Origin of the sequence: Pseudomonas sp. B21-051, assembly GCF_024748795.1 — a bacterium.
In the GTDB taxonomy this organism is placed as follows: domain Bacteria; phylum Pseudomonadota; class Gammaproteobacteria; order Pseudomonadales; family Pseudomonadaceae; genus Aquipseudomonas; species Aquipseudomonas putida_A.
The window spans coordinates 2,081,233-2,094,450 of sequence record NZ_CP087166.1; the positions used below are offsets into that span (position 1 = coordinate 2,081,233).

13 protein-coding genes and 1 pseudogene are annotated in these 13,218 nt (G+C 60.1%); 2 read left to right on the forward strand and 12 right to left on the reverse strand.

All coding sequences use genetic code 11. The annotated features are described in order from the left end of the window. Positions 1-191: 191 nt before the first annotated feature. The 9 genes and pseudogenes from LOY52_RS09500 to ccoN (LOY52_RS09540) form a co-directional block, all read right to left on the reverse strand. Positions 192-338: pseudogene (locus tag LOY52_RS09500) on the reverse strand (VapC toxin family PIN domain ribonuclease); the annotation flags it as partial. Positions 339-428: 90 nt separating this feature from the next. After that, a complete protein-coding gene (gene ccoP / locus LOY52_RS09505; protein WP_202369687.1) occupies positions 429-1,412 on the reverse strand; it encodes a cytochrome-c oxidase, cbb3-type subunit III in 984 nt (327 codons plus the stop codon). Continuing rightward, positions 1,409-1,594 carry a CcoQ/FixQ family Cbb3-type cytochrome c oxidase assembly chaperone gene (locus LOY52_RS09510; protein ID WP_003175465.1) on the reverse strand — a complete coding sequence of 62 codons (186 nt, stop codon included), beginning with the start codon at positions 1,592-1,594 and terminating at the stop codon, positions 1,409-1,411. Before LOY52_RS09510 ends, ccoP (LOY52_RS09505) begins: the two co-directional genes overlap by 4 nt. Before the next feature lie 6 nt (positions 1,595-1,600). Then, positions 1,601-2,209 carry a cytochrome-c oxidase, cbb3-type subunit II gene (gene ccoO / locus LOY52_RS09515; protein ID WP_258679204.1) on the reverse strand — a complete coding sequence of 203 codons (609 nt, stop codon included), beginning with the start codon at positions 2,207-2,209 and terminating at the stop codon, positions 1,601-1,603. Beyond that, the gene (gene ccoN / locus LOY52_RS09520; RefSeq protein WP_007969186.1) at positions 2,209-3,651 is read right to left on the reverse strand and encodes a cytochrome-c oxidase, cbb3-type subunit I; all 1,443 of its coding nucleotides are present in this window, start codon (positions 3,649-3,651) and stop codon (positions 2,209-2,211) included. Before ccoN (LOY52_RS09520) ends, ccoO (LOY52_RS09515) begins: the two co-directional genes overlap by 1 nt. Before the next feature lie 482 nt (positions 3,652-4,133). Beyond that, positions 4,134-5,087, reverse strand: coding sequence for a cytochrome-c oxidase, cbb3-type subunit III (ccoP, locus tag LOY52_RS09525; RefSeq protein ID WP_258679205.1), 954 nt, complete (start codon positions 5,085-5,087; stop codon positions 4,134-4,136). Then, positions 5,084-5,281, reverse strand: a complete 198-nt coding sequence (locus tag LOY52_RS09530) for a cbb3-type cytochrome c oxidase subunit 3 (protein ID WP_258679843.1) — start codon at positions 5,279-5,281, stop codon at positions 5,084-5,086. The genes ccoP (LOY52_RS09525) and LOY52_RS09530 overlap by 4 nt, the downstream gene beginning before the upstream one ends. Before the next feature lie 5 nt (positions 5,282-5,286). Further along, on the reverse strand, positions 5,287-5,895 hold the full coding sequence (ccoO, locus tag LOY52_RS09535; RefSeq protein ID WP_003223389.1) for a cytochrome-c oxidase, cbb3-type subunit II: 609 nt from the start codon (positions 5,893-5,895) through the stop codon (positions 5,287-5,289). A gap of 10 nt (positions 5,896-5,905) precedes the next feature. Continuing rightward, positions 5,906-7,330, reverse strand: a complete 1,425-nt coding sequence (gene ccoN / locus LOY52_RS09540; protein WP_103368400.1) for a cytochrome-c oxidase, cbb3-type subunit I — start codon at positions 7,328-7,330, stop codon at positions 5,906-5,908. A 95-nt stretch (positions 7,331-7,425) separates the two neighbouring features. Here ccoN (LOY52_RS09540) and LOY52_RS09545 point away from each other — a divergent pair, with 95 nt between their 5' ends. Beyond that, complete coding sequence (locus LOY52_RS09545; protein WP_258679206.1) at positions 7,426-8,103, forward strand: alpha/beta family hydrolase; 678 nt, start codon at positions 7,426-7,428, stop codon at positions 8,101-8,103. A gap of 1,164 nt (positions 8,104-9,267) precedes the next feature. Continuing rightward, positions 9,268-9,624 carry a DUF6124 family protein gene (locus LOY52_RS09550; RefSeq protein ID WP_258679208.1) on the forward strand — a complete coding sequence of 119 codons (357 nt, stop codon included), beginning with the start codon at positions 9,268-9,270 and terminating at the stop codon, positions 9,622-9,624. Between the two features lie 237 nt (positions 9,625-9,861). Here LOY52_RS09550 and LOY52_RS09555 read toward each other — a convergent pair whose 3' ends face one another. The 3 genes from LOY52_RS09555 to inhA form a co-directional block, all read right to left on the reverse strand. Continuing rightward, positions 9,862-11,427, reverse strand: coding sequence for a PAS domain-containing methyl-accepting chemotaxis protein (locus LOY52_RS09555; protein WP_003223402.1), 1,566 nt, complete (start codon positions 11,425-11,427; stop codon positions 9,862-9,864). A gap of 102 nt (positions 11,428-11,529) precedes the next feature. Continuing rightward, a complete protein-coding gene (locus LOY52_RS09560; protein WP_258679210.1) occupies positions 11,530-12,321 on the reverse strand; it encodes a CPBP family intramembrane glutamic endopeptidase in 792 nt (263 codons plus the stop codon). Between the two features lie 205 nt (positions 12,322-12,526). Beyond that, complete coding sequence (inhA, locus tag LOY52_RS09565) at positions 12,527-13,213, reverse strand: isonitrile hydratase (RefSeq protein WP_258679212.1); 687 nt, start codon at positions 13,211-13,213, stop codon at positions 12,527-12,529. Between the last annotated feature and the right edge of the window lie 5 nt (positions 13,214-13,218).

Genomic DNA, 13,218 nt, shown 5'->3' on the forward strand with positions numbered 1-13,218 from the left:
CGGTCGATACGTGCCGACCGCGGTCAGAAAGGGGTGTTGCAGTGGCGCAATGATACGCCTGTCGCTCTAACTCAAGGGTGCGACCTTTGGTCGCGTTGGGGAAAAAGCATTATTGGTGTAGCGAATGCAGCAAAGCCTGATGCAGATCAATTGACTTGTTGAGTATGGACGGTTTTGGGGTGGCGGCTAATTCATTGTTCCGACGGGTTGATCAGGGCGACGCCGCTCGACCGGAAATCACCGACATTGCGCGTGACCACCGTGAGTCCATGCACCAGGGCCGTGGCAGCGATCAACGCATCGCTTTCATTGGCCTGGTCGGGTACATGCAGGCTGGCCTCTCAAGGTATGAAACGCAAGGGTGTCGCCCATAAAAAAGCCCCCGCCAGAGCACTGGCGGGGGCTTTATTTTGCGTCAGGCGTTGGCCTTACTGCGCCTCGGCTTCCGGCGCTTTTTCACCGTGGGACAGGCTGTACACGTACGCTGCCAGCAGGTGGACCTTGTCGTTGCCTTGCAGTTGTTCCTGGGCAGGCATCTGGCCCTGACGGCCGTAACGGATGGTCTGCTGCAGCTGGGCGAAGCTCGAACCGTAAATGAACGCGGCCGGGTGGGTCAGGTTCGGTGCGCCCATGGCTGGCGTGCCTTTGCCTTCCGGACCGTGGCAGGCCACGCAGTTGGCGGCGAACAGTTTCTGGCCGTTGGCCGGGTCAGCCTTGGTGCCTTCCGGCAGTTTGCGGCCATCGAGCTGGGTCACCACGAAGGCTGCGACATCGGCTACGCCTTGTTCGCCAATGACTTCGGCCCAGGCTGGCATCACCGCGTGTCGACCGCCCATGATGGTGGTCTTGATGGTTTCCGGCTCGCCGCCCCAGCGCCAGTCGGCGTCGGTCAGGTTCGGGAAGCCATAGGCGCCCTTGGCGTCGGAACCGTGGCACACCGAGCAGTTGGAGGCGAACAGACGGCCGCCCATCTTCAGCGCTTGCGGATCCTTGGCGACTTCTTCGATTGGCATCGCCGCGAACTTGGCGAAGATCGGACCGAATTTAGCGTCCGAGCGGGCCATTTCCTTTTCCCACTCGTGTACGCCGGTCCAGCCGGTCTGGCCGTTGGCGAACGCGGTCTGCTTGTCGTTATCGAGGTAGTTGTAGCCCGGCAGCAGGCCTTTCCAGTTGCCCAGGCCCGGGTACAGCACCAGATAACCGAGGGCGAACACGATGGTGCCCACGAACAGCATGAACCACCATTTCGGCAGTGGGTTGTCGTACTCCTCGATCCCGTCGAAGGAGTGGCCCACGGTCTCTTCCGTCTGCTCGCTGCGCTGGCCCTTGCGGGTCGACAGCAGCAGCCAGGTCAGGGAAAAGATCGTACCGAGACTGAGGACTGTGACGTACAGACTCCAGAATGTAGTCATTCTTTGTTACTCCTAGAAGCTTGCTCGACGTGCTTGATGGCTTCGGGATCATCCGCAAAAGGCAGCAAGGTTGCGTCTTCAAACTCCGACTTGCGCTTGGGGCTGAACACCCATAACGCCAAACCGATGAAGGCCACCATCACGACGACGGTGCCCAGGCCGCGAATCATCCCGATATCCATAAAGAATCACCGTTTGCTTTTGATGATGGTGCCCAGGCCCTGAAGGTAGGCCACCAGCGCGTCCATTTCGGTTTTGCCCTTCACGGCATCTTTTGCACCGGCGATGTCTTCGTCGGTGTAAGGGACGCCGAGCGTGCGCAACACTTCCATTTTCCTGGCCGTGTCTTTGCCGTCGAGCTTGTTTTCCACGAGGAACGGGTAAGCCGGCATTTTCGACTCAGGCACCACGTTGCGCGGGTTGTACAGGTGCGCACGTTGCCAGTCATCGGAGTAACGACCGCCCACGCGAGCCAGGTCCGGACCGGTACGTTTGGAGCCCCACAGGAACGGGTGGTCCCAGACGCTTTCACCGGCGACCGAGTAGTGGCCGTAGCGTTCGGTTTCAGCGCGGAACGGACGGATCATCTGCGAGTGGCAGCCGACACAACCGTTGGCGATGTAGACGTCGCGGCCTTCCAGTTCCAGTGCCGAACGCGGCTTCATGCCCTCGACCGGCTTGTTGGTGACGTCCTGGAAGAACAGCGGAACGATCTGGGTCAGGCCGCCAATGCTGACGGCAATGACCATGAAGAAGGCCAGCAGGCCAATATTCTTCTCGACAGCTTCATGCTTCATCAGTGAGCTCCAACAACAGCGATCTGGGCGGCGGCTTCGGCTTCAGCCGCGTTCGAGGCGCGCACGGTGCGCCAGACGTTGTAAGCCATCAGGAACATGCCGCTGGCGAAGAAAGCACCGCCCAGGGCACGGACGATGTAGCCCGGGTGGCTGGCCTGCAGCGCCTCGACGAACGAGTAGGTGAGGGTGCCGTCATCGTTGATTGCACGCCACATCAGACCCTGAGTGATGCCGTTGACCCACATCGAGGCGATGTACAGCACAGTACCGATGGTTGCGAGCCAGAAGTGCGCGTTGATCAGGCCGACGCTGTGCATCTGCGCACGACCGAACAGTTTCGGGATCATGTGGTAGATCGCGCCGATCGAAATCATCGCCACCCAGCCCAGCGCGCCGGCATGAACGTGGCCGATGGTCCAGTCGGTGTAGTGCGAGAGCGAGTTGACGGTCTTGATCGCCATCATCGGACCTTCGAAGGTCGACATGCCGTAGAACGCCAGCGACACCACGAGGAAGCGCAGGATCGGGTCGGTGCGCAGCTTATGCCAGGCGCCCGACAGGGTCATCATGCCGTTGATCATGCCGCCCCAGCTTGGTGCCAGCAGGATGATCGACATTGCCATGCCCAGCGACTGCGCCCAGTCCGGCAGTGCGGTGTAGTGCAGGTGGTGCGGGCCGGCCCAGATGTACAGGGTGATCAGCGCCCAGAAGTGCACGATCGACAGGCGATAGGAGTAGATCGGACGTTCGGCCTGTTTCGGCACGAAGTAGTACATCATCCCGAGGAAGCCGGTGGTCAGGAAGAAACCCACGGCGTTGTGGCCGTACCACCACTGGATCATCGCGTCGGTCGCGCCCGAGTAGGCGGAGTAGGACTTGAAGAAACTCACTGGCAGGGAGGCGTGGTTGACGATGTGCAGCATCGCCGTCACAACGATGAATGCGCCGTAGAACCAGTTACCGACATAGATGTGTTTGGTCTTGCGCTTGGTGATGGTGCCGAAGAACACCAGCCCGTAGGAGACCCAGACAATGGCCAGCAGAATGGCGAGCGGCCATTCCAGTTCGGCGTATTCCTTGGTGGTGGTGTAACCCAGTGGCAAGGTAATGATGGCGCCGACGATGACCGCCTGCCAGCCCCAGAAGGTGAAGGCGGCAAGGCTGTCGGAGATCAGTCGCGTCTGGCAGGTTCGCTGCACGACATAGTAGGAAGTGGCAAACAGTGCACAACCACCGAAGGCGAAAATCACCAGGTTTGTGTGCAACGGGCGCAGGCGTCCAAAGCTCGTCCACGGCAGACCGAAGTTCAACTCCGGCCAGACCAGTTGCGAGGCGATGAAGACACCAAGCCCCATGCCAAGGATCCCCCAGACCACCGTCATGATGGCGAACTGGCGGACTACCTTATAGTTATAAGCAGTCGGACTGATTGCTGTGCTCATTCTAAGGTTCCACGGTTTGGGTGTTTTATTAGGATTAAAATCGGCCGCAAGTATGCAGAGAGCAGGGGGTCATTGCAACGCGCCATGACCTGGGTCAATGCTTTCCAACGCTGATTCTGCGGCCTTTCCATACGCCGCGTAAGGTCAAAATTGACCTCGGACAAAATGTCGCAGCGGATGAAAAAAGCGAGGGGATCAGGTCGCTTGTAACGGGGTGTGTTCAAACGCTCAGTTCGGGTGACGGACGGTAAATGGCACGACAGCCGGTATCTACCGGCGTTTGCGGCCACATCAGTCAGCCGGTTCGTAGAACACAGCAGTCAGCGTTGACCTGGAACCAGCACAAGCCAGTCCGCATCGAGCAAGCGTAGACCCGAATCCGGGGAACCGAAAGGAGAGGGTGTGACGGGGTGCGACAATGCGTCGCAAAGGGGCGGGATGCTGCCGCACCGAGAATGGTGCGGCAGAGGTGTACGCAATGCTTACTGTTTGTTGTCTTCAGTAATCAGTTTTTCTGTATTCAATCCATGACTAAGGCTGTACACATAAGCGGCGAGCAATTGCACTTTATCATTGCCCAACAGTTCGTTCTGTGCCGGCATGTGGCCCTGGCGACCGTGGCGGATGGTCTGCTCAAGCTGCGTCAGACTCGTGCCATAAATAAATCCGGCCGGGTGCGTCAGATTCGGCGCACCCATGGCTTCAGTGCCGTGGCCGGTTGCCCCATGACAGGCTACGCAGGTGGTGCTGAACGCTTGCTGTCCGGCTTGCAGATTCGCCTTGCTGTCGGCTGGCAGCGGCAGGCCGGCCAGTTCGTGACGCACATATGCGGCGACGTTCTTCACACCCGTCTCGCCGAGCACTTCGCCCCAGGCCGGCATCGCCGCCATCCGGCCACCCATGATGGTGGTCTTGATGGTTTCGGCATCGCCGCCCCAGCGCCAGTCCTTGTCGGCCAGGTTAGGGAAGCCGAACGCGCCCTTGGCGTCGGAACCGTGGCACACCGAGCAGTTGGAGGCGAACAACCGGCCACCCATTTTCAGCGCCTGCGGATCCTTCGCCACTTCCTCCACCGGCATGGCGGCGAATTTGGCGAAGATCGGCCCAAATTTGGCGTCGGCCTTGTTCATTTCCTTTTCCCACTCGTGGACGCCGGTCCAGCCGTCCTCGTAGCCGGGCAGGATGCCTTTCCAGTTGCCCAGGCCCGGATACAGGATCAGATAGCCCACGGAAAACACCAGCGTGCCGGCGAACAGCATGAACCACCACTGCGGCAGCGGGTTGTCGTACTCCTCGATGCCGTCGAAGCTGTGGCCCATGGTCTGGTCGACGCTGCCCTTGGTCTCGCCCCGGCGGGTGCCGATCAGCAACCAGGTCAGGCCGATCAGGCTGCCGATGGTCAGTACGCAGATCCACGTACTCCAGAAGGTGGTCATGGCCGGGTACTCCTTGGTTCAGATACTGGTTGGCTGTCGGGTTGCGGCTCGTCGGCGAACGGCAGCAGGCGCGCTTCGGCGAACTCCGGCGTGCGCTTGCGGTTGAACACCCAGATCGTCAGGCCGACGAAGGCGACGAACACCACGACGGTGCCGAGGCCGCGAATCAGGCCTGCATTCATTTCAATGATCATCGTGCTCACCTCTTGCTCTTGATCGCAGTGCCGAGCACTTGCAGGTAGGAGACAAGGGCGTCCATTTCGGTCTTGCCCTTGAGGCTGGCGACCGCGCCGCTGATGTCGTCGTCGGTGTACGGCACGCCGAGGGTGCGCATGGTCTTGAGCTTGGTTTCGGTGTGGCTGCTGTCGACCGCTTGCGTCACCAGCCACGGGTAGGCCGGCATTTTCGACTCAGGCACGACGTTGCGCGGGTTGTACAAGTGCGCGCGGTGCCAGTCATCCGAGTAACGCGCGCCGACTCGTGCCAGATCCGGCCCGGTACGTTTGGAGCCCCACAGGAACGGGTGATCCCATACGCTCTCACCGGCCACCGAGTAGTGCCCGTAGCGCTCGGTTTCGGCACGGAACGGGCGGATCATCTGCGAGTGGCAACCGACGCAGCCTTCGCGGATGTAGATGTCGCGGCCTTCCAACTGCAGCGCGGTGTAAGGCTTCATGCCTTCCACCGGTTTGTTGGTGACGTCCTGGAAGAACAGCGGGACGATCTGGGTCAGGCCGCCGATGCTCACGGCGAACACCATCAGCAGCATCAGCAGGCCGACGTTCTTTTCAATCGTTTCGTGTTTCATGGCGGACTCCTCAGGCCATCTGCGCGGCAGCAACGACGTCAGCAGGCTGTGAGGCCCGCACGGTGCGCCAGGTGTTGTAAGCCATCAGCAACATGCCGCTGAGGAAGATCGCCCCACCCACCAGACGCACGATGAAGCCTGGGTGGCTGGCCACCAGGGTTTCGACGAAGGAGTAGGTCAGCGTGCCGTCCTCGTTGACTGCGCGCCACATCAGGCCCTGGGCGATGCCGTTGACCCACATCGAGGCGATGTAGAGCACGGTGCCGATGGTCGCGAGCCAGAAGTGCGCGTTGATCAGGCCGATGCTGTGCATCTGCTCTTTGCCGAAGACTTTCGGGATCATGTGGTACAGCGCGCCGATCGAGATCATCGCCACCCAGCCGAGGGCGCCGGCGTGAACGTGGCCGATGGTCCAGTCGGTGTAGTGGGAGAGGGCGTTGACGGTCTTGATCGCCATCATCGGACCTTCGAAGGTCGACATGCCGTAAAACGCCAGCGAGACCACGAGGAAGCGCAGGATCGGGTCGCTGCGCAACTTATGCCAGGCGCCCGAGAGGGTCATCATGCCGTTGATCATGCCGCCCCAGCTCGGTGCCAGCAGAATCAGCGACATCACCATGCCCAGCGACTGCGCCCAATCCGGCAGCGCGGTGTAGTGCAGGTGGTGCGGGCCGGCCCAGATGTACAGGGTGATCAGCGCCCAGAAGTGCACGATCGACAGGCGATACGAATACACCGGACGTTCGGCCTGTTTCGGCACGAAGTAGTACATCATCCCGAGGAACCCGGCGGTGAGGAAAAAGCCCACGGCGTTGTGGCCGTACCACCATTGCACCATCGCGTCGGTCGCACCGGCGTACACCGAGTAGGACTTGGTCAGGCTCACCGGCAACTCAAGGTTGTTGACGATGTGCAGGATCGCCACGGTGATAATGAACGCGCCGAAGAACCAGTTTCCTACATAAATGTGCTTGGTCTTGCGCTGCATGATCGTGCCGAAGAACACGATGGCGTAGGCGACCCAGACGATGGTGATCAGAATGTCGATCGGCCATTCCAGCTCGGCGTATTCCTTGGAACTGGTGTAACCCAGCGGCAGGCTGATCGCCGCCAATAGAATCACAAGCTGCCAGCCCCAGAAGCAGAACGCGGCGATTTTCGGCGCGAACAATTGCGTCTGGCAGGTGCGTTGCACCGAGTAGAACGAACTGGCGAACAGCGCACAGCCACCGAAGGCGAAGATTACCGCGTTGGTGTGCAGCGGGCGCAGACGGCCGAAACTGGTCCAGGGCAAATTGAAGTTGAGTTCAGGCCAGACCAATTGGGCCGCGAGAAAAACCCCGAGCCCCATGCCGACGATGCCCCACACCACCGTCATAATGGCGAATTGGCGGACCACCTTGTAGTTGTAGGCGGTACTGATAGAAGTGTTCATGGTTCCCCATCCACGGTTCAGCCGAAGTGAGCGCGCGCAGAAAACGCCGCGAATCCTTCGCCTGGAGTTATAGGCAGACTAAAAGCGAGGCAAGCATGGACAAACAGCACAAGGCCAGTATTGACGGGGATCAATGGGTGCAGTGCGTGCGGGATCATGGGTGGTTGTGGGATGCCGCTGTTGGCGAGGCTTCGGCGACGCTCATCCTCGCCCATGGTGCCGGGGCGCCGATGGACAGTGAGTGGATGACGGATATGGCTGGGCGCCTTGCTGCATTGGGCGTGAACGTGTTGCGGTTTGAGTTTCCTTATATGGCGCAGCGGCGGGTGGATGGCAGTAAGCGCCCGCCGAATCCGGCGCCGAAACTGCTTGAGTGCTGGCGCGAAGTGTTCGCTGAAGTGCGACGTCATGTCGCTGGGACTTTGGCCATCGGTGGTAAGTCCATGGGCGGGCGGATGGCCAGTCTTTTGGCTGACGAATTGGGCGCCGATGCGCTTGTCTGTCTTGGATATCCGTTTTATGCGGTTGGGAAACCTGAGAAGCCGCGGGTTGAGCATTTGGCTTCTTTGCGGACTCGGACTTTGATTGTGCAGGGGGAGCGGGATGCTCTGGGTAATCTTGCGGCGGTTGAGGGGTATTCGTTAGCGCCGAGTATTGAGCTGTTTTGGCTGGCGGCAGGGGATCATGATTTGAAGCCGCTGAAGGTTTCCGGGTTTACGCATTCGGATCATTTGGCGAGTGCCGCGCAGAAGGTGGCCGCTTTTCTTCGGTAAGGTTTGGTTTGGGGTGTATATCCGTTGCTGCGGTTATGGCTGCTTAGGGTTCCGCCCTTACGGCGGGTCACTTTTTCCAGACGCCGAAAAAGTAACCAAAAAGGCTTGCTCCTGCGTTCGGCCCGCTCGCTGGGGCTCGGGGTCCCTTCGCTCCGGGATCCATCCGGGCGCAGCGCCTACGGTTTGCTTCGCTGCACCTCCTCTCGCTGTGTTTGGCTGCGCCAAACGGTCGCTGCGCTCCCACCCCCGGATGAATCCCGGACCGAAGCCTTCCGACGTCGCCCGTGAATCAAGATCAAGAGCGATAGCCGAGCTTGCGCTCATCCTGGAGTGGGGCGGCTGCGCCGCGGGTTTTGTGTAGGAGCTGCCGAAGGCTGCGATCTTTTGCTCTTGATCTTGTGGGAGCTGGCCTGCCAGCGATGACGGCCTATGAGCCGACTAGGTTTTGGCGGGTGCACCCGATCCAATGTGTGGGGGCTTGCTCGCGAAAGCGGCCTGCCACGCACCATCAGTTTCAGACTGGCAATAAAGAAGCCCGGAAGCTTTCGCTTTCCGGGCTTTCAAGGTCAAAAGATCGCAGCCTTCGGCAGCTCCTACAGGTGATCGGTGTAGGAGCTGCCGAAGGCTGCGATCTTTTGCTCTTGATTTTGTGGGAGCTGGCCTGCCAGCGATGACGGACTGACAGGCAATGAATGTCTAACTGTAAACACACAGTCCAAAATGTGGGAGCGAGCTTGCTCGCGAAAGCGGCCTGCCAGACACCATCAAAATATCAGGAAAAACCCGACACTCCCTGCGCATAAACGTAACCTCGCAAGCACGTTTAAAGTACACGAACCGTTACGCCATAACGGCTACAACGCCTTGCGCCGTTGCCTACGCGTACGCCAGAATCCGCCGGCTTACACGGCTATGGGCCGGGCTATATCGTTTGCCTGTCACTGAAAATCAGTGATCGGGTTTGGTAGCCTGTCTGTAATAGCCGTATGGCAACACCTATGCAGTCCCTTTTTTGGGGCTCGGTTTTATGGTGGTCATGCGTGGGGCTCATTCGTGAGCGCCGGGTTCCTATTGCAGCCGGTCTACCAACCCGCGTATGGCCACCACCCATCGTTTGGTAGCGTGGGTGATGGCTTCTTGAGATCTGCGATAGGAGTTACATCCATGTTCAAAGCCACGCCCAATCCACCAGAAACTGAAATACCCCACCACCCCGAGCTTGAGTCCCAAAAGACAAAAGAAGCCGCCGACCGCGCACTCGACTATTACCTTGGCCCCGATATTCCGAAGTACTTCCCACCCAAGGCTCGCCCCATCTACATGGTCGATCCCACGCTTGATGACGAAACACTTCTCGTCGAAGCCAGTGAATCACTGTCATCAGCCAACGCCATGGCCGGCAATATTGCCAACTCGGTGAAAGGTCCTGAGCGCAAACCGCTGCTGGCGCTGCAACAGGTGATCATGCTGAACGAGCTGTTGGTCAATCGACTGCTGGATAAGCTGAAGTTGTCTCAATAATTTTGCTGGCCGTTATGGCCTCTTCGCGAGCAGGCTCGCTCCCACATTTGGAATGCATTTCCCTGTGGGAGTGAGCTTGCTCGCGAATGCGATCTGGCAGGCACCATCAATTTCAGACTGGCAATAAAAAGCCCGGACGCTTTCGCTGTCCGGGCTTTCAAGGTCAAAAGATCGCAGCCTGCGGCAGCTCCTACAAAAAACGGTGTAGGAGCTGCCGCAGGCTGCGATCTTTAGCTTTTAGCGGTTAAACCGCTCCACCAACGAATACTGCGTGTTCGCCGTCTTGGTCAGCTCTTCACTCAGCAACGCCGAGTTATGCGCCTGTTCCGAGGTCTGATCTGCCAGTTCCGAAATATTGCTGATGTTGCGGCTGATCTCCTCAGCCACCGCACTTTGCTCTTCGGTCGCGGCAGCGATCTGCGTGGTCATGTCGGTGATGTTGGCCACCGCTTCACTGATGCCGACCAAGGCCTGATCCGCTTCCAGTACTCGCGCCACACCTTCTTCCGCCTGGCGATGGCCGGCTTCCATGGTTTGCACAGCGCTGGACGCGGTCTGCTGCAGCTTGGCGATCAGGGCATGAATCTGCCCGGTGGATTCGCTGGTGCGTTGCGCCAGTTGACGGACTTCGTCAGCCACTACGGCAAAGCCACGGCCCATTTCGCCGGCACGTGCTGCTTCAATCGCGGCGTTGAGCGCGAGCAGGTTGGTCTGGTCGGCGATGCCTTTGATCACGTCGACCACGCCGCCGATTTCGTCGCTGTCCTTGGCCAGTTGGGTGACGGTCAGGCCGGTTTCGCCGACCACCACCGACAGGCGCTGGATGGCTTCGCGGGTTTCCCCGGCGATGTCGCGGCCGCGACCGGTCAGGCGGTTGGCTTCCTGGGTGGCGTCAGCGGTGCGCTGCACGTGGCTGGCGACTTCTTGGGTGGTGGCGGCCATCTGGTTGACGGCGGTGGCGACCTGTTCGGTTTCCACGCGCTGACGTTCCAGACCGCTGGAGCTGTTGTGCGCCAGGGCGTCGGACTGTTTGGCCTGATCGGTCAGGTGCTCGGCGGTGTCCTGCAGACGAGTCAGGCAGGTTTTCAAGCGCGCTTCCTGGCTGAGGATCGACATTTCCAGACGCGCCTGCGCGCCACGGCTGTCGGTGTACATCTGCGCGATCAGCGGGTCGGAGGTGGTCTGCTCGGCCAGACGCAGCAGGCGCTTGAGCCCGCGTTGCTGCCATTGCAGGCCCATCAGGCCCAGAGGCACCGACAGGCCGGCAGCGAGGGCAAAGCCCCAGTGCGAGTTCAGGGTTGCGCCGATCACGAAGCTAAGCTGGCTGACCAGAATGAACGGCAGCCAGTCTTGCAACACCGGCAGCCATTTGTCGCTGGAAGGGATCGCCGACTTGCCTTGGTTGATGCGTTGGTAGAGCGCTTCGGCACGGCGGATCTGTTCGGCGGTGGGTTTGATCCGCACCGACTCGTAACCGACCACCTGATTGCCGTCGAACACCGGTGTCACGTAGGCGTTCACCCAGTAGTGGTCACCGGATTTGCAGCGATTCTTGACAATGCCCATCCATGGCAAGCCTTGTTTCAGTGTGCCCCACATGTGCGAAAACACCGCCGCCGGCACGTCTGGGTGACGAACCAGGTTGTGCGGCGCACGGATCAGCTCTTCACGCGAAAACCCGCTGATTTCGACGAAAGCGTCGTTGCAGTAGGTGATCACGCCTTTGGCGTCGGTTGTGGAAATCAACCGCTGCTGAGCCGGGAAAGTCCGTTCGCGTTGTGTAATGGGCTGGTTATTACGCATGGTTTTTCAATCCGCAAGGCTTTGAAAGGTTGTCGGCGTTGTCAGGAAATTATTGAAGTTTTTTTTCAGATATAAGTACGGCGTCGCAAAACCGCTCTTGCTTCAAGCGGCCAGCATCGGATAGGTGAACAGCGCAAAATGCAGCAGGTTCAGCCCGAAATGCGTGGCGATCGCCGCCGTCAGCCCGCCAAAACGGTAGGCCAGACCATAGCCGACACCCGCCAGACCCGCCAGCAACACCCAGTGCCAGCCGGCACCCAGATGCGCCAGGGCAAAGATCAGCGACGCCAGCAGCAGGGCGAGGTTGTCGCCGTGCGGCAGGTGCTTGAACAGGCGGCTCAAACCGCCCTGTATATAGCCGCGAAACAGCGCCTCCTCGACCAGCGTCACCAGCAGCAGATTATTCAGCAGCCACAGCCACGCCTGATCGGGCCACTTCGGCGCCCAGGCGATCATGCCGAACAACAGTGCGCCGCCCAGCGCCAGGACGGCGCTCAAGGTCAGGGCGAGGACGCTGGCGTACACCGTCGGACGCAGCGAGCGTGCCGCGACAATCCACGGGCAGGCGAGCAACAGCCAGAAGCCGATCAGGGGTTTGTCCAGATTCAGGTACATCGCGAACGGCACGGCGTCGTCGGTGAAACGCAGCGGGGCGATGGCCCGGCCGTTGGCGAATCCCGGCAACCAGTGCAGTGCCAGCGACAGCGCGAGGAAAATGAACACGGCATGCCCCAGCAGGCGCGCCACCGGCACCTGCTGTTGGCGCACGGCGAAACCGGTCACCAGCAATAATCCGAAGGAGATCAGCGCGAGCCAGCCGAGTTGGCCAAAGCTCAACGCCAATCCATAACCGAGGCTGAGAAGTGCCAGATAGAGCCATGGCAACGCCTTCATCGAAAGTCCTTGTGCAGAATTTTGTGGAAGGGCTTTCTACACGGGTGAGGGCGTGGGGACAAGTAAAGGTGTGGCGGGAAACGGTGACACGCCGCAATCCTCCGGTAGGAGCTGCCGCAGGCTGCGATCTTTTGATCTTGAAAAGCCAAAGTCAAAAGATCGCAGCCTGCGGCAGCTCCTACAAGGTTTTGTGTATGGCTGAGGATCAGCGCAGGTTGAGTTTCGCGGCGGCGCGCTCGGTGATTTCCGTGCGCAGTTTCAACGACGGCGCTGCACGCAAGCGAGCCTCGTCGACGATCGCGCTCGGTGCCGTATCAGGGCTGCCGGAATTGAATGGCGGTGCAGGCGCATATTCCAGTTGCAACTGAATCAACTGCGCGGCCTCGGCCCCCACCAGTTCGGCGGCCAGCACCAGCGCGAAGTCGATGCCTGCGGTAATGCCGCCACCGGTAAACAGATTGCCGTCGCGTACCACCCGGTCCTGCACCGCAATTGCGCCGAGTTTTGGCAGCAGTTCGTGATAAGCCCAGTGCGTGGTGGCGCGTTTGCCTTGCAGCAGTCCCGCCGCGCCCAGCACCAGCGAACCGGTGCACACCGACGTTACATACTTCGCCTGCGCCGCCTGGCGCCGGATGAAATTCAGCGTGCGCTCGTCCTCCATCAACGCGCCGACCCCTGCGCCGCCGGGAATGCAGATCACATCCAGATTCGGGCAGTCCTCGAAGGTGGTGGTCGGTTTCAACAGCAGGCCGGTGCTGGCGGTGACCGGCACCAGATCTTTCCAGATCAGATGCACCTGCACGTCCGGCAGCGAGGCCAGTACGTCATAGGGACCGGTCAGGTCGAGTTGCTGCACCTGCGGAAACAACAGAAAACCGATCTGCAACGTCATGGGGT